Annotated in this window: 20 protein-coding genes; 10 read left to right on the top strand and 10 right to left on the bottom strand. The window is 50.4% G+C overall.

Annotated elements, in window-relative coordinates:
• Nucleotides 1–86: 86 nt before the first annotated feature.
• From AB1598_09055 to folK, 3 genes are read left to right on the top strand one after another with little or no spacing between them, the layout of a single operon-like run.
• Nucleotides 87–800: an SDR family oxidoreductase gene (locus AB1598_09055; GenBank protein ID MEW6145150.1), complete on the top strand. Its 714-nt coding sequence runs from the start codon at nucleotides 87–89 to the stop codon at nucleotides 798–800.
• Nucleotides 801–812: 12 nt separating this feature from the next.
• Nucleotides 813–1,160 carry a dihydroneopterin aldolase gene (gene folB, locus AB1598_09050; GenBank protein ID MEW6145149.1) on the top strand — a complete coding sequence of 116 codons (348 nt, stop codon included), beginning with the start codon at nucleotides 813–815 and terminating at the stop codon, nucleotides 1,158–1,160.
• 18 nt (nucleotides 1,161–1,178) lie between these two features.
• Entirely contained in the window at nucleotides 1,179–1,574 is a 396-nt protein-coding gene (gene folK / locus AB1598_09045) for a 2-amino-4-hydroxy-6-hydroxymethyldihydropteridine diphosphokinase (protein MEW6145148.1), read from the top strand.
• Nucleotides 1,575–1,900: 326 nt separating this feature from the next.
• On the opposite strand, the gene AB1598_09040 is transcribed toward folK, so the two are convergent.
• The 6 genes from AB1598_09040 to AB1598_09015 form a co-directional block, all read right to left on the bottom strand.
• Nucleotides 1,901–2,653 carry a Mut7-C RNAse domain-containing protein gene (locus tag AB1598_09040; protein ID MEW6145147.1) on the bottom strand — a complete coding sequence of 251 codons (753 nt, stop codon included), beginning with the start codon at nucleotides 2,651–2,653 and terminating at the stop codon, nucleotides 1,901–1,903.
• A 55-nt stretch (nucleotides 2,654–2,708) separates the two neighbouring features.
• Nucleotides 2,709–4,373, bottom strand: a complete 1,665-nt coding sequence (locus tag AB1598_09035) for an FAD-dependent monooxygenase (protein MEW6145146.1) — start codon at nucleotides 4,371–4,373, stop codon at nucleotides 2,709–2,711.
• Nucleotides 4,374–4,455: 82 nt separating this feature from the next.
• Nucleotides 4,456–5,022 (bottom strand): hypothetical protein, encoded by a 567-nt coding sequence (locus AB1598_09030; GenBank protein ID MEW6145145.1) that lies wholly within the window; start codon nucleotides 5,020–5,022, stop codon nucleotides 4,456–4,458.
• Nucleotides 5,019–6,068: a DUF3298 and DUF4163 domain-containing protein gene (locus tag AB1598_09025; protein ID MEW6145144.1), complete on the bottom strand. Its 1,050-nt coding sequence runs from the start codon at nucleotides 6,066–6,068 to the stop codon at nucleotides 5,019–5,021. Before AB1598_09025 ends, AB1598_09030 begins: the two co-directional genes overlap by 4 nt.
• Before the next feature lie 446 nt (nucleotides 6,069–6,514).
• On the bottom strand, nucleotides 6,515–7,291 hold the full coding sequence (locus AB1598_09020) for an inositol monophosphatase family protein (protein MEW6145143.1): 777 nt from the start codon (nucleotides 7,289–7,291) through the stop codon (nucleotides 6,515–6,517).
• A 124-nt stretch (nucleotides 7,292–7,415) separates the two neighbouring features.
• Entirely contained in the window at nucleotides 7,416–7,619 is a 204-nt protein-coding gene (locus tag AB1598_09015; protein ID MEW6145142.1) for a PspC domain-containing protein, read from the bottom strand.
• 205 nt (nucleotides 7,620–7,824) lie between these two features.
• Here AB1598_09015 and AB1598_09010 point away from each other — a divergent pair, with 205 nt between their 5' ends.
• Nucleotides 7,825–8,247: a thioesterase family protein gene (locus tag AB1598_09010; GenBank protein ID MEW6145141.1), complete on the top strand. Its 423-nt coding sequence runs from the start codon at nucleotides 7,825–7,827 to the stop codon at nucleotides 8,245–8,247.
• A gap of 25 nt (nucleotides 8,248–8,272) precedes the next feature.
• Nucleotides 8,273–8,998: a haloacid dehalogenase type II gene (locus tag AB1598_09005; GenBank protein MEW6145140.1), complete on the top strand. Its 726-nt coding sequence runs from the start codon at nucleotides 8,273–8,275 to the stop codon at nucleotides 8,996–8,998.
• An 11-nt stretch (nucleotides 8,999–9,009) separates the two neighbouring features.
• Here AB1598_09005 and AB1598_09000 read toward each other — a convergent pair whose 3' ends face one another.
• Both AB1598_09000 and AB1598_08995 read right to left on the bottom strand, forming a co-directional pair.
• Nucleotides 9,010–10,725 (bottom strand): ABC transporter ATP-binding protein, encoded by a 1,716-nt coding sequence (locus AB1598_09000; protein ID MEW6145139.1) that lies wholly within the window; start codon nucleotides 10,723–10,725, stop codon nucleotides 9,010–9,012.
• A 348-nt stretch (nucleotides 10,726–11,073) separates the two neighbouring features.
• A complete protein-coding gene (locus AB1598_08995) occupies nucleotides 11,074–11,658 on the bottom strand; it encodes a hypothetical protein (protein MEW6145138.1) in 585 nt (194 codons plus the stop codon).
• Nucleotides 11,659–11,949: 291 nt separating this feature from the next.
• On the opposite strand from AB1598_08995, the gene AB1598_08990 reads away from it, so the two are divergent.
• From AB1598_08990 to AB1598_08975, 4 genes are all read left to right on the top strand, one after another.
• Entirely contained in the window at nucleotides 11,950–12,606 is a 657-nt protein-coding gene (locus AB1598_08990) for a TetR/AcrR family transcriptional regulator (GenBank protein MEW6145137.1), read from the top strand.
• Nucleotides 12,607–12,647: 41 nt separating this feature from the next.
• Nucleotides 12,648–13,832 (top strand): aminotransferase class I/II-fold pyridoxal phosphate-dependent enzyme, encoded by a 1,185-nt coding sequence (locus AB1598_08985; protein ID MEW6145136.1) that lies wholly within the window; start codon nucleotides 12,648–12,650, stop codon nucleotides 13,830–13,832.
• 150 nt (nucleotides 13,833–13,982) lie between these two features.
• Complete coding sequence (locus tag AB1598_08980; GenBank protein MEW6145135.1) at nucleotides 13,983–14,828, top strand: M48 family metallopeptidase; 846 nt, start codon at nucleotides 13,983–13,985, stop codon at nucleotides 14,826–14,828.
• Nucleotides 14,829–14,892: 64 nt separating this feature from the next.
• Nucleotides 14,893–15,549, top strand: coding sequence for an endonuclease III domain-containing protein (locus AB1598_08975; GenBank protein MEW6145134.1), 657 nt, complete (start codon nucleotides 14,893–14,895; stop codon nucleotides 15,547–15,549).
• A 37-nt stretch (nucleotides 15,550–15,586) separates the two neighbouring features.
• Here the strand turns inward: AB1598_08975 and AB1598_08970 are convergent, their stop codons facing one another.
• Both AB1598_08970 and AB1598_08965 read right to left on the bottom strand, forming a co-directional pair.
• Entirely contained in the window at nucleotides 15,587–16,555 is a 969-nt protein-coding gene (locus AB1598_08970; protein MEW6145133.1) for a DUF4238 domain-containing protein, read from the bottom strand.
• A 490-nt stretch (nucleotides 16,556–17,045) separates the two neighbouring features.
• On the bottom strand, nucleotides 17,046–18,371 hold the full coding sequence (locus AB1598_08965; protein ID MEW6145132.1) for a deaminase: 1,326 nt from the start codon (nucleotides 18,369–18,371) through the stop codon (nucleotides 17,046–17,048).
• 572 nt (nucleotides 18,372–18,943) lie between these two features.
• Here AB1598_08965 and AB1598_08960 point away from each other — a divergent pair.
• A complete protein-coding gene (locus AB1598_08960; GenBank protein ID MEW6145131.1) occupies nucleotides 18,944–19,411 on the top strand; it encodes a hypothetical protein in 468 nt (155 codons plus the stop codon).
• Nucleotides 19,412–19,959: the final 548 nt, after the last annotated feature.

The raw sequence follows: 19,959 nt of genomic DNA, 5'->3' as shown, positions 1-19,959 counted from the left end.
ACGGGCGGCTTATCCGCTAGCGCCCGTTGTGCTATAATCTCGGTGTCTAAAATCGGAGCTCAGATAAGGACGTAGCATAAACAATAATGAAAAAAGCTGCTTTTATAACAGGAGCGGGGAAGCGGCTGGGCAGGGAAATGGCGATTGCCCTTGCCGACATGGGGTACGACGTCGCCCTGCACTACAACACTTCGGTGAATGGAATCAGAAAAACGGCGGATGAGATAAAAGCACTCGGAAGAAAGTGCGAGATATTCAAAGCAGACCTCTCCAATATCAGAAACACGAAGACCCTCATCGAACAGGTATTCCGGGCCTTTCCATACTGCTCAATTCTCATAAACAACGCCTCCTTATTCGAAGACATAAAATTTATGGAAGTCACGGAGGAATCGTTCGACAGGGAATTCACCCTCAACTTCAAAGCGCCCTTCTTCCTGTCACAGGAATTCGGCAGAAGAAAAAGCGCGCAGCTGATCGTGAACATGCTCGATACGAGGGTCTCCCGGATCGAATCCGGCCACTTCGTTTACAACCTTAGCAAGAGAGCGCTCAGGGATTTCACCCTCATGGCCGCTAAAGCTCTCGGGCCAAAGATACGCGTCAACGGAATCTGTCCGGGGCCGATACTCCCTCCTCCGGAAAAGGATCAGAAATATCTGAAGAAGATATCGAAGGATACGCCATTGGGAAAGCCGGGACATCCCGGCCACGTCATAACGGCATTAAAATATATACTCGAAAACGACTACGTGACCGGAGAGTGCCTGTTTGTAGACGGCGGGCAGCACCTCGGCTGAGGAGAGAGCAGAGTGATTATAAAGATAGAGAACCTGAGACTGAGGACTGTCGTCGGCGTCTTCGAGTGGGAGAAGAAGGTAAAGCAGGAAGTAGTCATAAACATAGAGATCGAATTTGACGGCAGAGAGGCCATGGAAAAGGACGATATTTCCTTTACGGTCGACTACAAGTCCATGACGAAAAAGATTATCTCCGAAATTGAGGACGGAGAATTCAACCTAATAGAAAGGATCGCAGGGAACGTGGTGAAAATAATCCTCGAGGACGGGAGGGTGAGAAGGGCGACCGCGAAGGTGGATAAGCCGGGCGCGCTGCGGTTCGCCGATTCGGTCTCCGTAACGCACTCGGAATCGAGATAAGACTCCGGTGGTTTCGACATGAACTTGAACAGGGCAGTGATAGGACTCGGCTCCAACATAAATCCCCAAGAGAACATCCGCAAAGCCAAAGACGCGATAGCAGGCGAGTTTAAGCTGATAAAGTCCTCATCGTTCGTCGAGACGGATCCCGTCGGGTTCGAGGACCAGGACAGGTTCTTGAACGGGGCGATCCTTATAGAGACGGAGCTTGACGCCGACAGCCTGAAATCGCGGCTGAAGATTCTGGAAACGGAGCTCGGGAGGGTGAAAACGGACAATAAGCACGGCCCGAGGGCGATAGACCTCGACATACTAGTCTGGAACGGGGAGGTCGTCGACGGGGAGGTGTACGAGAGGGAGTTCCTGAGGAGGTCGATAAAGGAGCTATTGCCGGAGATGGGCTTGAAACCGTAGGAGCGGCTTTCCTGAATCAAGTTCAGGACAGGCCAGCCGCGATCGATTCATATAGAATGACTGGAATATTAAGGTACACCCCCACCCTGAAACAAGTTCAGGGCAGGCTCCGAACCCTCCCCCCTCAAGGAGGAGGGAAATAAATTTAATCTCTTTTGACAAGCTCCCGACCTGGGTAAAGTTTCGCCGGACAATCAGGACGAATGGGCGGGATATATTAGTTGACAGGGCGAGGAAAGGAGAGATCATATGCCTGGGGATGTTCACACGATACCGGCCGGAGCGGAAGAGAAGCCGCAATAAGCAACAAGACACGAGGGGCGGAGTTAAAAACCTGTATACGAACGCCTGATGTCCTCCAGTACCGCGTTCATGTGCTCGTAGTGAGAGCCTTTCCAGTAAATCTTCCCGCAATCGGAGCATACGTAGAATTCGTCGTAATAAAGTTTTGTCTTTGGCTCGAGCATCTCGAGGACCTGCTCCTTCTCGGTGGGCACGATGACGCCGTTACATTCGAGGCATCTGTTAAAGGGCTTGATAACGGGATCGAGGCCGAACCTCCTGATTACCTCCTTAACCTGCATGCGTGGGTCGTCCGACCTGAGCCAGTAGCCGTGCTCGATTACCCTGAACCTGAGGAGCCTCCTGTCGCGCGTAAGCACAGTGCGGCCCTCTCTCCCGGCGAGCCCCGCGATTTCGTGGTCGGTGTAGTTGTTCCTGTACGCTGCATCGAAGCCGAGCATCCTCAGGAGACGCGCGAGCTTGCCGAGATTCACGTCCACGACGAACGACGGACGCGGCTCGCCCCGGAGCGGGACCTTCGCCGGAATCTCGGGGCTTAATGACGCAGGATAGACGGACACTGCGTCCCCGTCCCCGAGATGATAACCGAAGCCTGCCGGGTCTCCGTTCACGACTATCGAATCCACTTCGGTATGGGGCACGCCTATCGCCTCTATCGCGTCTTTGACGGACGGCTTTCCGTCGAAATCGTATTTTACAGATATAGCGGCGCCGGGGTCGGCGAAGAAATCGCGGAGCTCGCGATAGAAATGAAAATACGCCCTGTATTCAGGCATGGTTCGAACCTGATCTTCCGTTACCGGTAATTATATCAGAGAGCAACGGCGTAGATCATAAAAATATTACCGGGAGGTATTCGAGCAGGTCGCTCAGGCTCGCGGGCTCGTTCCTGAAGCCTATGTAGCCGTCCGGGCGTATGAGATACAGGCTCGATTTCGCGGCGCCGAAGTCCCGGTGCATCCCCAAGTCCTTATCGCTCCATACCGACTTCATCTTTTCGAAACCGGACGGGAGGTCATGAGTACCCGCAATCAAATGAACGTCGATCAGGTCTTTGTACTCGGATCCTATGGTGTTATGTATTTTTCTCAATTCATCGAATTCCATACCCTCGGGCAGGGCGCCTGAGAACAGCAGAAGTTTGTGCCTTGTATCCCTGAGGAGACCGTAAAGCCGCAAACTCGTTTTTCCGTCGAGGCTTGTTAGAGCATAATCCTTCACCCTCTCCCCGGCTTCGAGGTCGCGCCTGTAGTTGTGGTATCCCTCGATTGCATCAGGCTGATACCACCTCTCACCGACGATCGGGCTCTCCCTGTAGTTGATCTCTATCTGAGAGAGAGTCGTCAGCAGCTTTTCCTGAACCGGGTCTAATTTCGATAAGGTGCCGACGAGCTTGTTCCGAATGGCTGCTAGTACAGGGTTATGGATCCCTACCATCTTGGTAGCCATGTCCGTCAAGCTTACTACGCCCTTGCCCACGCGGTGTCTCTCGGCATTGTAGCTGTCGAGAAGGCTCTCGGGCGACCTGCCCTTGAGCACGAGCGCGAGCTTCCATGCGAGGTTGCACGCGTCCTGTATACCCGTATTCATGCCCTGGCCGCCCATAGGGCTGTGTATATGGGCTGCGTCGCCGGAGAGGAACACCCGGCCCTCACCGTACTTATCGACCATCCGGTGGTGGAGCTTGAAATACGCGAGCCAGTTCGGGTTTCGGACGCTCCTGTAATCGATCTCCCTCTCGTCCATGAGTCTTCTAACGTCTTCGATCGCGGGCTCGGCCATCTCCTCGTCAACGGGAGCGTCGGGGAGCTCGAACATCAGTCGTCCTCTGTCGCTGTATAGAGGGAAATACGCAGTCACGCCCAGGGGATGAATGAAGACCGACATATGGTGGAGCGGGTACCTCCAGTCGAGGTCGCAGTCGGCGAGGAGCCAGTAATTCGGATAAGGAGCCCCTTTGAACTCGAAGCCGAGGACATGGCGCGCAGTGCTGTGGGCCCCGTCGCAACCGGCTATATAAGTACAATCGATGAGCTCCTCGGCGCCGTCCTTCAACCTCAACCGGGCCGAGACGGAATCCTGTGTATGCTCGATGCCGACTAGCTCTTTCTCGCGCTCGACCTCTATCCCGTAGGACTCGAGATGCGCGTTCAGTATCTTCTCCGTGTCGCTCTGTGCAATAATCAGGAAATAGGGATATTTCGTCGGAAGGCTGTCGAATACGACGCTTGCGAGAGGTTTTCCGTGATCGTACATATCGAACCCGTTACAGATATTCCCCCGTCCGAGCACCGTATCCACAATACCCATCGTCTCGAACACCTCGAGAGTCCGCGCGTGGATACCGAAAGCCTTCGACTTATCCGAAGGCGCGGGCGCCTTGTCGATTATCCTGGGCGTGATCCCGTGCCTCGCGAGCTCGCAAGCCATCGTGAGCCCCGTGGGGCCGGCCCCTACCACCAACACATCAGTATGTGAATTACCGGAATCAGTCATGAGAATCTCCATAACGAACGAATGATTTTATCGCAACAGAAACTACGGTCTGTGATAATTTTAACGTAAAATCCCCGGGCGTTTATCCCGGAAATAATTTTCGGGACTTCTCGATGACCGATTCGGGCCTCGGAAACATCCAGAAACACAAGACGAGAGACACTGACCCGAAAGGTATGATCTTCATGAAATCTCCGCTCAGGAATGAGAGCACGAAGCCTATTATTATCACGAGCTCGTTCAGTATCAGGTTAATTATCGACGCCTTCTGCAACTCGTTCATGAGGAATATTGCCCTTTTCTCGGAATCGTTAAACGCGCTCATGTCATCGATAACGTCCGAACCGGTGCGCCGCGTCGGCGTTTCGCCCGGAACCGCTCCGCTATCGAACTTGCTCAGAATCGCGCTCATACGCTCAGGCGAAAACGAGCGTCGGCGATAATAGACAGAGAATATGGCGACGGCTGCGCCCGCCGCGTAAAAGAGAGGCTCAGCACCTCTCACCACGTTAACAGCCGCGCCGGGACCACTGCCCACAAGAACGTATGCTATGAAGAAATAAAACACCACCGAGCCCGTGATAATCGCCCACACGATGCGCTCCGTCAGGGCCCGGGCGCGGATAAGCCGGGTTAATTGCTGGTTCATTTTAAGAATTGCCTCAAGGGACCATCCGTTTTGGCGACTCCTTTAATCTCCCCGTAGCCGACCGTAACGAAATACGACCCTTCGACGTACGGGCCGACCGCATAGGGAGCGAAAGCGAATGTTATGCCCCTCGGCGATATAACGAACGCGCTCAGGTCGTCGGCTTTAAGCTCCTTAAGCTCTCCGTTCAATACCCACCCCGCCTGCTGTCTTCTCAAGTCTCTGATGCAGTAATCGGAGAGGACTTTCATATAATCCGATTTCGGGGTAAAGAGGTCGGGCAAGCCGACGAGAAGCGCCTTGCCGTCTTTGATCCAGTAGTTGGAAGACATGTAGAAAGTATTGCCGTGTGCGCCGCCCGTGTAGGAGAATACCTCTCCCGAGAGACTTATCAGTTCCGGAGAGTAATATTCAATGGTGTAGCTGTAGTCCTCCTGCCATTCCCCTGCAGATTCCTGAGCGCTGAAAAATTCCGCCGCCTCGGCTGTGAACTTTTTCTTCTCCGATGCCGCTTCCTTTTCGAGCCTTTCATTTATCTCACGATTAGCTCTTGTGTCCGTTATGAACGAGGGGTACATATAGGTTGCCTCGTATTTTTCCTTTACATTGACGCCGGTCGTGACGAAGTCGGCTACCTTCGTGAGCTTAAAGGGGAGAGTAGTGAGCCCGTTTGCCTTGGACCATCGGCCTTCTATGAACTTCCCGAAGCTCTTCCCTTCGCTTTTGACGCTGCCCCTGAACGTCCCGGTTTTCAGTCCCTTGTCGTCCTGCTCGGTCAGGGTCAAAACCGAAGATCCGTGGTCCATCTCTCCCGAAAGAGAGATGGGTACGCCGACCTTGTCATACATATACGAGCCCGTGACGTCGCCCGAATCGATGACCAGCTCCATCTGGACAGAGAGGTCGTCACCGACCGTGCCGACATAGTAATAACGGGCTTCTTTTCCTGTATCATGCTGGGGCTGTGCGTATAACCATTCCGATCCATTACAAAATATAGCAATAATCATCAATAATAAGGCGTTTTTTAGTGTAATTTGAGCCATGCAGTACCCCCCGAACTCGATACAGGATTATAATTGGAATATTATAATAATCTTTGAGCAAAAGCGCCTTATGTAATTCGGGCGCGGCTGCCTTCAATTGTCACACTTTATCAGAATCCGTCACGCAGACTTTTGACAACTTTTGTCAAAGAATGACAAATTATTTGTCAGATTTAAGGTGGAGGAATAACTCTTGACAACTGAATAATGAAAATTATGTAATAATACCAAGATGCTGCACAATTTTGGGGCATTTGGCACACACATTGCATAATAGAATCAGTGAGTATTTATGAAGTTAATGGCAAAGGGTAGTAAGCAGTCCATATAGTTTATCAAACGCGGCCATAACATATTCCCCATCCTCTAAAGGGTGAATCTTTGAAGAAATTCAGGATTCACCCTTATTTTTACCCAACGGGCACAGATCATTAAGAAGGAGCTCTTTATTTCGGTGTGCCGAGGGACAGGACTTCGATCATTTCAGAGTGGATACCCCTATTGGACGCCAGTATTTCCTTGACGTAAATACTGTATTCGTCCCCGGTGAAGTTTGTCACAAGTCCTCCGGCCTCCTCCACGATCAGGACCCCGGCCGCCGTATCCCAAGGGTTGAGGCCGAGCTCCCAGAATCCGTCGAACCTGCCGCACGCGACGTAGCAAAGGTCTAGCGCCGCCGAGCCGTCTCGCCTCACCGCTCTTGCCCTCCAGACGAAGTCGCTGAAATGCCCGAGGTTCTTCACGACCATTTCCGGATCGTCATGGACAAAGCCCGTGACGAGGTGACTCTCGTCGAGGCGGGTCGAGCCGGATACACGTATCTCTTCCCCGTTCATGAATGCCCCGCCCCCCAGCTCCGCGGAAAACATCTCGTCCTTTACTGGGTCGTAAACGACGCCCGCCTTCACCGCGCCCCCGACCTCTAGGGCTATCGATACGGAAAAGAAGGGATAACCGTGAGCGTAATTCGTCGTGCCGTCGAGCGGGTCTATGATCCAGACATGGTCAGAGCCCGTCGAGCGCCTGCCCGACTCCTCGGCGAATATGTCGTGGGAGGGGAAGCTCCGTTTTATGCACTCGACGATGGTCTCTTCGGACAGCGTGTCGACTTCGGTCACGAGGCTGTTCTTGCCTTTGAACGTAATATCCTTAACTTTGCCAAGATTGGCTTTTAATATATCTCCCGCTTCTCTCGCGGCCTTTTCAGCGACGCCTATATACATCAAAATACACCCCCGACGGGACGGTCCCGATAAGAACAGAAGCTGAAAACCGGCGTGAAGTCCTACCTTCCCCTTTCAGACTTGAATTTTCACAAGGACAATCGACCGGGCCCTGCGAAGAGACTTACTCCACCGGGGCTTCGGGAATAATTATCCAGCCCAGTATGTAAACTAGCGCGGCGGTGCCGACCGTAAAGAGCGCAACTAGAGCGAAAATGAGCCTGATCAGCGTCGGATCGATGGAAAACATCTCGCCCAGCCCGCCGCATATGCCGGCTATCATCCTGTCCGTCCTGGAACGGTAAAGTCTCTTCATGTTTTCAGCCATGTTTCACCCCCGCATTCAGTTATAAAGCAGTATACCTAAATATAATGCCCGGATTATCGAATTGATTTCATTTTTAAACGCGTCTGTCAATTGTTTATCGACGCTTCTGGGCTATAATAGAAAAAAACCGGGCCGAGGCATTGAACTTTATGGCGGCGAGGGGTCAGCCCGGACTAAACACAAGAATGCGACAGGAGACTTGTAAATGAGCGATACGCTGAAGCCCGGAATGAGATTCGAGTTCGACTTCACGATACCGGAATCGAAAACCGTCCCCTATATATATCCCGAGTCCGAGGAATTCCAGATGATGCCCAAGGTCTTTTCCACAGGGTTCATGATAGGGCTTATAGAATGGGCGTGCGTCAGGTTCGTGAACGACCATATAGACTGGCCGAGGGAGCAGTCGGTCGGAATAGACGTAAAGCTCAACCACACCGCGGCGACGCCGCCCGGGCTGACGGTGAACGTGAAGGGGGAGCTCACGGAAGTCGACGGCAGGAAGCTCACGTTTTCGATCGTCGCCCACGACGGCATAGACGTGATAACCGAGGGCACGCACCAGAGGTTTATAGTCGACGCCGAAAGATTTATTGCCAGGGTCGAAAAGAAGGCGAAGCCGCAATAGCGGAGAGACGAAGGATTCCCGTCCAATGAGCGCGAGCGAGAACATATCCGGGGTTAAGGCGTTGACATTCGACGTTTTCGGCACCGTCGTCGACTGGAGGTCTTCGATAATCCGGGAATGCGGCGCCCTCGGCAAGACAAAAGGCATAGAAGCCGACTGGGAGAAGTTCGCGGATGCGTGGCGCGGCGGATACGCACCGGCAATGAACATGGTCAGAACCGGCGAGCTTCCGTGGATGAGCATCGATAAGCTCCACAGGATGGTGCTCGACAGGCTGCTCATCGGCTACGGCATAGAAGGGCTCTCGGAAGACGAGAAAGATAACCTCAACAGTGCGTGGCACAGGCTCGATCCGTGGCCCGATTCCGTAGAGGGCATCGAGCGTATACGGAAACGGTTCATTGCCGCCACGCTATCAAACGGCAATGTCTCCCTCCTCGTCGAAATGGCGAAGCGCGCGGGTATAAGCTGGGACTGTGTTCTATCCTCGGAGCTGTCGAAGCATTACAAGCCCGATAGCGAAGTCTATATTACCGCGGCCGGGCTCCTCGGGCTCGATCCCCGGAACGTCATGATGGTCGCCGCGCACACGGACGATCTACTGGCGGCGCGGTCTGTGGGCTTTAAAACTGCGTTCGTCGCAAGACCGCTCGAGTTCGGTCCTTCAGGCAGGACCGAAGACGCTGAAGGTCTGCCGTTTGACGTTATTGCCAGTGATTTTCTCGACCTCGCGGATAAGATAGGCGCCTGAAAGTTATACTTCTATTCGAAAGTCTGGATTTTATAGAGACCGGCGTATATACCGTTTCTGGACATGAGCTCGCTGTGGGTCCCGTACTCGACTAACTTACCGTTGTCGAACACGGCTATCGCATCGAAGCCGCTTATAGACGGCACCCTGCTCGATATGGCGAGCAGCGTCCTCCCCTTCATCTCCCTCCTCAGATTCCTGAGCACCATACTCTCTGTCTTGAGATCGAGCGAGGAGAACACGTCGTCCAATATCAGCACCCTGGGCTTCAGCAGTACTGCTCTCGCGAGCGCGATCCTCTGCCTCTGACCGCCGGAAAGACTGAGCCCCCTCTCGCCCACTCGCGCATCGAACCCGCCGGGGAAGTCCTGAATCTCGTCGTATATCTCGGCGATCCTGGCCGCATTCTCGATGTCGGAATCAGTGAGCGCCGGATTCATGAAAGAGATGTTGTCCCGCACAGTGCCGCTGAATACAGTCGTCTCCTGCGGGACATAGACTATCCCCTCCCTTAGTGAATCCCTATTTATCTTCCTGACGTCGACGCCGTCGACGAACATCGTGTTTTCCGGCGGCTCCTCCACTCTTGTGAGGAGATGAAAGAGCGTGCTCTTGCCGGAGCCGGTGGCCCCGGTGAACCCTACAGCCTTGCCCGCCGGTATCTTGAGCGTCACGTCCTTAAGCGCCCTTTTGCCGTTATATGAAAAGCTCAGGTCTTTAAGCTCGATCGAGCCCTCGATATTCATATCTACCGCGCCGTGTTCGGACGGGGGCTGCGGCCCGACGAGCAGTATGTCGTTAATCCTGTTGAGGGAAGCATTTCCCCTCTTGATTATATCGACAGCCCAGCCCATGGCCATCATCGGCCATGCGAGCATGGTCAGGTAGAGGAGCGCCGCTGCGAAATCCCCGAGGGTGATGTTCATCGTTATCGTGTCTATGCCCCCGAGCCATAGAAAAATCACGGTCGCCACGGCTGCGAGATAGGTTATGAGCGGCTGATATACGCCCCAGATCTTGATAAGGCGGAGGTTCTTTTCGAGATAAGCCCCGCTCGAGGACTCGAAGTCCTTTACCTCTTCGCGCTCGCGCACGAACGCCTTCACGACTTTGATCCCGGATATCGAGGCCCTCGCGCTCTCCGTAAGCTCGGAGAACGAGTCCTGCACCTTCTGGAACCTCTCTTCTATCATTCTTCCGAATTTCAGGATCAGGAAGCCCAATATAGGGAAAGGCAGGAACGCGTACAGTGTGAGCTGCGGAGATATGTAGAGCATCGCGCCGAAGATAAAAATGAGGAGGAAAACGCCGTCGTATGCTATGAGCACTCCCAAGCCGCATGCGAACTTGAGGGTCTCTATGTCGTTTACGGTATGCGCCATCAGGTCCCCGACCTTCCTCCGCGAGAAGAAATCGAAGTGGAGGCTCTGGAGGTGCGAGAAGAACTCGTTCCTGAGAGACTGCTCGATCCTGCGGGCGGCCCCCATTATGAAATACCTCCAGAAGAACCTGAATACGGACATCGCGACAGCCACCGAGAGCATGAAAAGGCCGTATTTCGAGATATCGCTCACTCCCGCGCCCTCGAGGGTGAGTGCGTCGACTACTCTTTCGATGATCAATGGTATGGAAAGCTGGCAGATATCTACCAGGGAGAGCGCCAGGAGACCCGCTAGAAAAGAATATTTATATTTAAGGAGCAGAGAAAAAAGGGTCTTCTTTTTCATCAATCAAGGTCATACGTCGGACCCGGAATGTAGCTAAAGGCAGGCCCGCGAGACTCTTAGTATACCTGAAGGGAATGACCGGATTCTGAAGGGCTACGGTACAAAATCTCCACCCCCGAATGCAGAGACCATCTGATGAAACGATAATAACCGCCCGAATAAAAGGTTGACACCCCCATCCTTGCCTAATTTGGTTTAAGCGGCATTGAGGCTGAAGTTAATTGTCTACATAAGCTTCGTTGCACGTCCGACCGGTTCTTACGCACACTCAGAACCGTCTTTTTAGGGGGAAGGAATTAAAGAATACGAACGGCGCGGAATTACCCGAATAAAGAAACGCTCTGATTGTTATTGAGCCGATTTCACGCCCGGCCCCGTATGGCCGGATTTCAACACCTTTCCGTCGGGGGAGTATTGAGCCCAGAACCAGTTTATGTCCTTGGGATCGTTCCCGCCCAGGTTTATCGTCGCTGAAATCGTTTGAAGCTGATCCTGGTCGTCATACCTTTCCTTGACCATGATCGAGCCCGGAGGAAGGGATTTGTTTTTTTCCTCCATAGCCTCGTAGGCTATGGTATTAACATATGTCTTCACGGACGTTTTCTTTTTATCGTCGTCTTTTTTGTAGAAGGAGCTAGGGCCCGGCATCACTTTCCACTGCTGATACTGTTCCGTATTAATAAGGGTCCATAGCTCGGTCGCTATCTCTCCGGGGGATTTTTTGCTGAGCTCCGCCACCTGGGCCTCGTGCATTTCTTCGCTCTTTTCCACAACCCCTTCAACCGCCTCCTCGACCTTTTCCCCCGCGCTCTCCGCCTGCCCGGTCGCGGCAGTTCCGGTTCCGGTATCGGATTTATCTTCGGATTTTTCGCAGCCGGCACAGATTAAACCAAAAGCGAACAGCAGAACCAAAAGCAAATTCGAAGCCCTCATGAAATCCTCCGTTCTTTTTTTGAGTGATAATTCTATCATCACGAATATCAAAAATCCAAGATTAATTGTCCGCCCGTAATGGGATGCAGTAAACCGATAAACCCGGGACCGGGACCGGCCGGAGGGGCCCGGAAGGAGTCCGGAAGCTCACCGGAAGTACGCCGGAATCGCAAATTTGCAGACCGGCATGGAGGGACCCGAACCCCCGTAAAAAACCACTTGACAAAAATTTTTAGATATACTAATATCTGATGACTGACTAGTCAGTTCAGCACGGGGTGACGGGTAAAAATGGCGAAACCGCATAAATCGATTAAAGAACACGCGCGAGCGCAGTCAAGGCAGGTGAGGCAGACAGGCCGGAAAGAGGAGATAATAAGGGCCGCGGCCAACCTCTTCTCAAAGAAGAGCTACCACGACGTGACCATGGACGACATTGCTGAGAAAGTGGGCGTCGCCAAGGGGACCATATACCTCTACTTCGATTCCAAGGAAAAGCTCTATCTCGAAATAATGGAAGAAACGTACGAGGAGATCGAGTCGATACTGGAGAAGGAAACGGCCAAGAGCGACCCCGCGCCTGTGAAGCTCAAGAAGCTCCTCGGACTTATATTCAAGTTCTACCTGCAGAACCTGGACGTGCTGAGGATCCTCAGCAGGGACGAAACGCACCTCATAAGGGAGCACTACGAGTTTACCGAGCACTGGAGGCTCAGAAGAATAAAGCTCTATCAGAAGATACTCGAGAAAGGGATAAACGAAGGGTCTTTCAGGCCTTCGAACACCGAGCTTACGGCCCTCATAATATTCGGGCTCGTGAGGTCGGTAATGTTTTACTACAAAAGTGAAAAAAGCGCGGAAAGTATCGCGGAAGAGGTTTTTTCTATGATTTCCGAGGGAATCCTGGCCCCCGGTTACGAAAAGGCCGAAGCCGCGAGGATGCAGTAGCAGGTATTCACAAATCATTCATCAACAAGGAGGTATTACAAATGGCAGTCTCATATCCATTCAGTTCCAAGATCAGCCATTTCGTTCCCCCGAAGCAATGGGCCAGCATGCGGGTAGCCCGGGAGCTGGAGAAAAAGACCGGGCAGAAGATAATCCATTTCGAGAAAGGAGACTATCAGGGTCCTGATTTCTACACGCCGGATCACGTTCTGGAAGCTACCGTGCAGGCGCTCAAGGACGGTTACGTCAGGTACGATCCGGGTCCGGGACTGCCCGAGCTCAGGGAAGCCATAGCCGCCGAGATGACGAGGGAGGGGAGAAAGACCAAGCCCGAGGAAGTGATCGTGACCGCAGGCGCCAAGCACGCCCTGACCATGTCTCTACTCACGTTCCTCGAAGAGGGGGACGAGGTGATTTTCCCTAATCCGGGTTATCCGCCTGACGAGGTATGGGCGAAGTACGTAAGGGCTAAGATCAACCATACGCCGCTTACGAAGCCCGACTGGCAGTTCGACCTGGAAAAGCTCGAAAGCATGATAACGCCGAAGACGAAACTCCTCATCATCAATACCCCGCAGAGACCGAACGGACACCTCGTAGAGAACCCCGAAGAAATTGCCGAGCTTTGCTTTAAATTCCCGAATCTGATGGTCATATCGGACGAGATATTCTCTCATGTGACTTACGACAAGCCGCACAAGACGATATCCGCAGTCCCAGGAATGGAGGAAAGGACGATCGTTATAGACACTTTCTCCAAGACGTACGCCATGACCGGATGGAGGATAGGCTGGGCCGTGGCGCCTGTGCCTGTCATCGACAAGCTTTCGATATTCCTCCAGGACTCGATTACGAACGTGGCCGCTTTCATTCAGAAGGCCGCTTATGCCGCGATGGCGGGCCCCCAGGACTGGACTATCGAGAAGAGAGAGCTGCTCAAGAAGAAGAGGGACCGGATGGTCGCCGGGCTCAACTCCATACCCGGGATACAGTGCGACACGCCCGACGGCGCGTTCTACGCCTTCCCGGACATCACCGGGACGGGCCTGACCTCGCAGGAATTCACCGACAGGCTCGTCGAGACGGTAGGCGTCGCCGTAGTCGCGGGAACCGCGTTCGGGAGCCAGGGCGAAGGTTACGTGAGGGTCACCTACGCCTGCTCGGACGAGGACATAGACGAAGGCATAAGAAGGATGAAGAAAGCGGACCTGAAAAAGACCGCATAAACCTGCATCAAACTTGGGCGGGCCTTTATCCCCCGGCGTTCCAACACATTCGGGTACGGGGGATAAAAGCCTGCCTTCTTTTTTTCCCGCTATACGCTTATAATAATTCAGCATTGCAAATCGTCCCCAAATCGATAAAACTAAAATAATATGAAACCGATTCCCGGAAAACCCGCGTGGAGATTAATCAAGCCGCTTCTGATCGTGCTCGTCATGATCATATCGGGCGCGATCGTTATCGCCTGCTACAAAGCACCCGTAACGGGCAGATCCCAATTCATCATCCTGTCGCAGTCGGAAGAGAACCAGATGGGCGTTGCGGCGTTTCAGGAAGTGCTCAAGGAAGAGCAGGTCTCGACAAACGCGCAGTACAACGAGGCCGTGACCACCGTAGGAATGAGAATCGTGGCCGTAGCCGACACTCCGCAGTACAACTGGGACTTCAAGGTGCTTAACGACGACGAGCAGATAAACGCGTTCGCGCTCCCGGGAGGGAAGGTCGGGGTGTATACGGGCATTCTCCCCGTGGCTCAGAACGACGCGGGCCTCGCGACCGTGATGGCCCATGAAGTAGCGCACGTCGCGGCGCGCCACGGAGGGGAGCGGGTGTCGACGGACGTGCTCGCACAGATAGGTGCAGTGGGAGTGAGCGCGGCTCTCGGCGGGAGCGACCCCTGGGTTTCAGAGGCTATCATGCAGGCTTACGGCATAGGGGTGACCGTGGGAGGCATACTGCCCTTCAGCAGGACACAGGAAGCCGAAGCCGATCACATCGGGCTCATATACATGGCCAAGGCCGGGTACGACCCGAGAGAGGCGATAGTGTTCTGGGAAAGGATGGACGCGGCCGTTAAGGGGAAGCCGCAGCCCCCTGAATTCCTGTCCACGCATCCCGGATACGGGACCAGGATAAACAACCTCAAGAAATGGCTGCCGGAAGCGCTGCCATATTACGAGCAGTCCCAGAAAGCGCCGAACAACCCGATCACGAAGTAGCCCGCTTCCAGATGTGCCCGGTGTATATTATTCACTGCGGCATAGTTTGTCCCGGATAAAAACAATGACCAAGAGCGCACGGATAAAGAAATTCTACGAAGAGCTGCACAGAAAATTCGGCCCGCAGGGCTGGTGGCCCGGGGAGAGTGCGCTCGAGTGCATACTCGGGGCCATACTGACCCAGAACACTTCGTGGAAGAACGTGGAGAAGGCGATCGGTAACCTGAAACGCGAGAACCTGATCTCGGTCGAGGACCTGAGCCTGATTAAAACGGACCAACTGGCCGGGCTCATTCGCCCTTCCGGATACTACAACCAGAAAGCCGTCAAGATAAAGAACTTCGTATCGATGCTGGTGAATGAATTCTCAGGCAGTCTCGACAAGATGTTCGCCGTCGATAAATCCATCCTCAGAGAAAAGCTCCTCTCGATAAAAGGCATAGGGCCCGAGACTGCGGACAGCATACTGCTCTATGCGGGGGCGATACCTGTATTCGTCGTGGACGCGTATACGTGGAGGGTGCTCACGAGGCACGGGATCGTGCCCGTAGAGACTTCGTACGATGAAATCCAGGAGCTGTTTACGGATTCGCTTGAGAAAGACGCAGGGGTGTTCAACGAATACCACGCGCTCTTGGTGAAGCTGGGGAAGGAGCACTGCAGGAAGAGGGAGCCGCTCTGCGCGGGGTGTCCGCTCGAGTATGATCCGCATGGGGTGTGAACAGTGTGTAGTGAATCGGCAATGAGAGAAAGTATTATCACACATCCGAAAATTCTAGCATATGCCTAAACCAATTCCTGTCGATTTTTGGTTGGGTTAATGAGTTGGATGCCCAAGAATTAAGTTTATAGACATTATTTGATCTTATTGAGGAAATAATCATTTTCTCGGCATTCCAAGATGTCCGGCGATTAATCTCTTTGACGAAATCCTTGTTTACCGCTCTGTATTTTTGTAATGGCTTACGACTCATATGAATACATAAAGTTGGTGATATTGGCATAGTAACTTCAACATCTCTAAGTCCATAACCTACTCCGATTTGGGGCAAACCATCGTAACGTGAAGCAAGAGGTACCAAAGGCGCATCAGAGGTTACATACAAAATATCAGATTGTGACCTACATAGACACCAATTCATATCCATCAATTGAAGGTAGATATCCCTTGATAGTTCTATGCTAGATGCCATTGCCAGCGTCTTATTAACTGACAATCTGTAATTCTTTTCCGGATCCTTACAAAATTCTTCAAATTGATCAACTGATAATATCACATCATCTTCCATCAGTTTGAGATGTTCAATTGCTCTCTCGATTTCTTCTCTTTTCTTTGAGAGTTTTTTAAGCCTGTGAATTACGAGTTCCTTATATATTTCTCTTGAAAGCTCGATACTTCTTGGAACTCTCGTAGCTATAAAGGAAAAGAAAATTGCCAACTTCTCAATATCAGACGAATCTAGCCTAGATTTAGGCTGTAGCAATTTATCGCTTATCATTTTGTAATCATTCTCGATACCACTTAACACCTTTTCTAGTGAATCATCAATTGATCCATCCGGTTTTTTGAAATTATATATATTATTCTTGACACCAGTGTTTATAGGAGTTTGAGCTATCGGTTCATTTTTACCTTTGTAATAAACCCAAAATACATCATAGGTCAAAAATGGCCTTAAATATGACTGTGGTAAGTAGTGACTTCTTTTGGTTGGTTTTGAGCTCATATATAGATTAATCCTATAGTTTTGACTATCTCACCATTAGACCACTATGGAAACTCTTAGATCATCGCTTTCATACGACGCCTCCGTCATCCCCAGAGGGACGAGCCGGACGCAGATATCCAAGAAAAAACAGTATCCAACAACAATATATCATAACAATAAAGCTCAACATACTTGAACTAAGGGGGCGAGAACGAGGAAACAACTCACTGTGAAATCCACGAGTTGTTTACAGATTCGTTGACGGAAGACGCGGGGATGTTCAACGAATACCATGCGCTTCTCGTGAAGCTCGGGAAGGAGCACTGCAGGAAGAGGGAACCGCTATGCGCGGGGTGCCCATTGGAGTATGATCCGCATGGGGTGTGAAGTAAAGAATTTGAAACCTTCACATGGTTCAGCTTCTATAAGCAGTATGTCTTTGAAAATTCTGTTGAGGTTAGGGAAGCTCCGCAGCCAAATAAAGTTCAGAGCAAGTTATGTATATTTCTTACACATCGTGCATCTTATCTTCTTCGACTATCTTCCTTGCACGTTTTTCATATTGGGCATATTGTTCATTTGATTTGCCCAAAGATTTCCTCAGTACAGGATAGTGATCAAGATAACTACGTGCTGCGAGCATCTTCAGTCTATAAGCCCCCTCTTCTTGAGCGCCTTCGAATATATTGCGTAGACCCCGAAGCACCTCCGTATCACCCCCGCCAATACGTGGAATTATATCCAAGGCTTCGAAGAGAGCCTGTTGGAGAGGGAGTGGTTGTTTATCAAATTCTTCCGTGAGTCCTAATAGGACCTTGGTACCGATTATGAATACTCCATGCCGGTCAGAACCAGCAGAACCACGATTAAAGCCAATGATCCAAGCAGATATCATTCGTAATGCCAAAGGTTGGGTACGATCGGTTAAAACGTGCCATGCATCTTCACTCGGAACCGGCGTGTTATGGTCATAAGAAAGTTGAGCGAGAGCAGAAATAAGTCTCATCGTTAGTGGGCGCGGAGCAGTTAGCCTTTTAGTCAATTGTGATGGGAATCGGCGAAAATACATCATCATATCACGAAGATATATTGCCGCCGTAACCGCTTCCTCTCGATTACTATCCAAGGCATCAAGCCAAACTTGTGTTGCTTCGTCTATGACTTTTTGTGGCTTATCACTTCTTTCCGCTTGCCCAGATATCGAACCAAGGACATCACGTATTAGTCCGACATTGGTCGCTTTAGGGCCTCTAAGAAAAGCGTTTAAAGTTCCCCTTAGTTCCGCTGGATTATCGATGCGTATTGCAAGTGCAGTTGCGCTAAAAAAATCTTGCATATCGAGTCTGGGTGCAATGGTGATCCAATTTCGTCGGTATGCCTTGACGTACTCACTATTAATTTTGTTCTCAATTTCCAATTGTATTATGGAAGGTGCAAATTCAACTTCCACTTTATTATCGATCAAATGACACCAACCTTTTCCTAGCACATATGGATTCCTATCTAGAGTACCAATAACAACCCTTATTATTCCCTGTTCTACAATCCACTGAGCACAAGGTTTCTTACCTTCTGTCCGAGGGCCTACACATGGCTCCAGAGTAGTATATAGAGTAGCACCCCTCCTTTGCTTCTCATTTAGCATGTGTAATGCAACGAATTCGGCATGGTCTCCAGTACTATCTTGTCCGCGGTATGCCTCTGCTAATGTCACATCATTTTTCACGATTATCACTCCAACCTTTGGAGCAGGGTCGGCTCGTATTTCCGACTTACATTCATTGGCAAGGATCATCGCCATTTGCATGTATTTATCATCAGATTTTGTCCACATTATTGACTCTGCATATTAGAATATTAGGACAAAAAATTAAACCAGCAACTATATAATTCTAAATCAACTTTTTTGCCATTTTACAGGAAACTAATAAATATGACAGTTTATGTGTAAGTTAAAATGATAGCAGTCTGCAATAGTATTATAGCTATCTTTTTGCTCACTAATGCTAGCTAGACAATTTCGCATGAAAATCTTAAAGGTTTGAACAAGATTATCATTATATTTACAGATAAAGCACCTTGTTATTATTTAAAAGTACAGCATCTGCATTTTAATAACCTGGCCTGAATTCCGCCATGTTGATTTTGTCGTATACACTCCCATAGTGGAAAAACATTTGCTAGGTTATCTATAAGTACCTCCACTTATACAATTTCCTGTCACGGCTGGATTATTATGTAGAACTCTCATTTACAATAGACGTATTATAGAACCGTCCTCAAATCTTGACAATTTCTCTAAACCAAGTTAGTATCTTAAGAAATTAAAATATACAAGATCATACTACAAAATCTATTTTTTGTATAAAACGTATTATAAATTAAACACGAATAGGAGGACTTGTTATGAGGAAAAAAGCCCTAACATTAGATCAAATAGCAGAAAGTTATTTTAACATTGAAAAAGAACTAGAAAAGTTGGGAGTTCATTTAAAACCTGTTCGAGAAGAAATAATAACAAATAGAATGCCTTTCTACGATCCTACCGCCGAAAAAACTATTTGGCTACATTGCCAAGTAAGAAGGTGGTGGGATACATATAAACAAGAACAAGAATGTAAAGCATGGTTGTCCGATCAACAGGATGGGGGCGGGAATCCCTATAATGCTGGTGAAATAACAGCCTGGATGTCAGGTTTTTGGAATGATGGTAATCGTACTACACAAAAAACTGTCCGAAATTCGTCTAGTGTCATAACAAATACAATGTTACAGAACAATTTCCCGTGGCCCGGGCAGACTCCATATAGAGTATGTGGTAGAGCTTGGTGTAAACGACCTGACGGTACAACTGGAGAGGTTTGTACGGGTTGAATTATACTCAGTTTTAGAAATGGTATATTAATCATAAATGAAAAGATACAAAGTAATTTAAGCCCTGATATGAAGAGGCCTAACAAACGTGCAAAATTTAGACTTTTCAATTTCACAACACCTGACATGAACATTAATTCAGTTAATATTTCTATTACTAGCATGGAGTGTGAGTATCCGTGCCTAGATGCGAAGTTCCCGGCGAAGATTATTTTCATAAAAGATTCCGCCCTTCGATTGAACCCGCTACGAACAAGTATGGTTTGATTTATTAAATTAAGGTACACCCCCACCTTAATCCCCCCACCTCCAGGGAGAGGAGAATAAACAGAAAATGTCATATCCTTGATTAGTGTCGGGATTGGCAGGCTTCAAAGGGATCGCGGCTGGAAGCCGCTCCTACGGATTTTAAAAATGAGATCCTGAAACGAGTTCAGATACCGTCTTGGAAGTCAAGAGGATTTGAGAGAGTAATTTGGATCGAAAGGTACCTTGTTTTTAAGCACGCCGTAAATTATATGAACCAGTTTTCTCATTGCAGCTCCTAT

Source organism: Thermodesulfobacteriota bacterium, from assembly GCA_040754335.1.
GTDB lineage: Bacteria > Desulfobacterota_D > UBA1144 > Nemesobacterales > UBA2774 > 2-12-FULL-53-21.
The sequence above is the reverse complement of the archived record's forward strand: the minus strand, read 5'-3'. Positions and strand labels throughout refer to the sequence as shown.

Coding starts and splice junctions, on each gene's coding strand:
- AB1598_09035 (MEW6145146.1), bottom strand. CDS start 4,373: ATGACTGATTCCGGTAATTCACATACTGATGTGTTGGTGGTAGGGGCC.
- AB1598_08970 (MEW6145133.1), bottom strand. CDS start 16,555: ATGAGCTCAAAACCAACCAAAAGAAGTCACTACTTACCACAGTCATAT.
- folK (MEW6145148.1), top strand. CDS start 1,179: ATGAACTTGAACAGGGCAGTGATAGGACTCGGCTCCAACATAAATCCC.
- AB1598_08975 (MEW6145134.1), top strand. CDS start 14,893: ATGACCAAGAGCGCACGGATAAAGAAATTCTACGAAGAGCTGCACAGA.
- AB1598_09010 (MEW6145141.1), top strand. CDS start 7,825: ATGAGCGATACGCTGAAGCCCGGAATGAGATTCGAGTTCGACTTCACG.
- AB1598_08995 (MEW6145138.1), bottom strand. CDS start 11,658: ATGAGGGCTTCGAATTTGCTTTTGGTTCTGCTGTTCGCTTTTGGTTTA.
- AB1598_09000 (MEW6145139.1), bottom strand. CDS start 10,725: ATGAAAAAGAAGACCCTTTTTTCTCTGCTCCTTAAATATAAATATTCT.
- AB1598_09040 (MEW6145147.1), bottom strand. CDS start 2,653: ATGCCTGAATACAGGGCGTATTTTCATTTCTATCGCGAGCTCCGCGAT.
- AB1598_08965 (MEW6145132.1), bottom strand. CDS start 18,371: ATGTGGACAAAATCTGATGATAAATACATGCAAATGGCGATGATCCTT.
- AB1598_09055 (MEW6145150.1), top strand. CDS start 87: ATGAAAAAAGCTGCTTTTATAACAGGAGCGGGGAAGCGGCTGGGCAGG.
- AB1598_09005 (MEW6145140.1), top strand. CDS start 8,273: ATGAGCGCGAGCGAGAACATATCCGGGGTTAAGGCGTTGACATTCGAC.
- AB1598_08960 (MEW6145131.1), top strand. CDS start 18,944: ATGAGGAAAAAAGCCCTAACATTAGATCAAATAGCAGAAAGTTATTTT.
- AB1598_08985 (MEW6145136.1), top strand. CDS start 12,648: ATGGCAGTCTCATATCCATTCAGTTCCAAGATCAGCCATTTCGTTCCC.
- AB1598_08990 (MEW6145137.1), top strand. CDS start 11,950: ATGGCGAAACCGCATAAATCGATTAAAGAACACGCGCGAGCGCAGTCA.
- AB1598_08980 (MEW6145135.1), top strand. CDS start 13,983: ATGAAACCGATTCCCGGAAAACCCGCGTGGAGATTAATCAAGCCGCTT.
- AB1598_09015 (MEW6145142.1), bottom strand. CDS start 7,619: ATGGCTGAAAACATGAAGAGACTTTACCGTTCCAGGACGGACAGGATG.
- AB1598_09025 (MEW6145144.1), bottom strand. CDS start 6,068: ATGGCTCAAATTACACTAAAAAACGCCTTATTATTGATGATTATTGCT.
- AB1598_09030 (MEW6145145.1), bottom strand. CDS start 5,022: ATGAACCAGCAATTAACCCGGCTTATCCGCGCCCGGGCCCTGACGGAG.
- AB1598_09020 (MEW6145143.1), bottom strand. CDS start 7,291: ATGTATATAGGCGTCGCTGAAAAGGCCGCGAGAGAAGCGGGAGATATA.